The following is a 1,018-nucleotide window of genomic DNA, read 5'->3' on the forward strand; positions in this document are numbered from 1 at the left end:
AAATCACCGGCGAGGCCACGCTTTGCATCAGGGTACGCCAGGTGCGCGCCATCTCGAACTTGTAGATAGCGCTAATGGAATGCATATTCACTTTCATTGATTAATCCTTCCGGGAGCAGCCAAACGAGAACACCAAACGGCATCAGAGGCTTTCCGGTGTTTCAGTTTTTACGTGTTGCGTACCGCGTGAGGCTTGTGGCGTGCCATGCACCAGATCCACGAAAATATCTTCCAGCGAACTTTGCCGTGAATGCAGGTCCTTAAATTCAATACCCTGCTCGCTCAGGTGACGCAGCAATTCAGCAATGCCCGTGTTTTCCTGGTTGGCATCGTAGGTATAAACCATCGAGTAGCCCTCATCGGCCAGCGCCAGCGCCTCGTCCGCCATGGCGGCGGGAATCGCATCAAGCGGTTCTGCCAGGTGTACTGTCAATTGCTTGCGCCCCAACTTTTCCATCAGCCGGGACTTTTCATCCACCAGGATAATTTCGCCCTGACGGATAATACCCACGCGGTCAGCCATTTCCTCGGCCTCTTCAATATAGTGGGTCGTCAGAATAATGGTGACGCCCTGCTCGCGCAGCTGGCGAACCATTTCCCACATTTCCCGGCGCAGCTCTACATCCACGCCCGCCGTAGGCTCGTCCAGAAACAGGATCTTGGGCTCATGGGAAAGCGCCTTGGCAATCATCACCCGTCGCTTCATGCCACCGGACAACATCATGATCTTGCTGTCTTTCTTGTCCCACAGCGACAGCGCCTTGAGCACTTTCTCAATGTGGGCATCATTACGCGGCTTGCCAAACAGCCCGCGGCTGAAACTCACTGTTGCCCAGACGGTTTCAAATGCGTCGGTGGAAATTTCCTGGGGCACCAGACCGATGGCGCTTCGTGCGGCACGAAAATCGGTAATGATGTCATGGCCATCGGCGAGGACCTTGCCGGATGATGGATTGACGATCCCGCAAATAATACTGATCAGGGTCGTTTTGCCGGCGCCGTTGGGGCCCAGCAGGGC

General features: G+C 55.2%; 1 protein-coding gene and 1 pseudogene. Both read right to left on the reverse strand.

Translation table 11 applies throughout. The features are described from left to right. A pseudogene (locus A3730_RS30240) lies at nt 1-91 on the reverse strand (sugar ABC transporter permease); the annotation flags it as partial. Nucleotides 92-142: 51 nt separating this feature from the next. Then, a partial coding sequence (locus A3730_RS05550) for an ABC transporter ATP-binding protein (RefSeq protein WP_063537670.1) occupies nt 143-1,018 on the reverse strand: 876 nt, incomplete at its 5' end.

The organism is Alcanivorax sp. HI0044 (genome assembly GCF_001634945.1).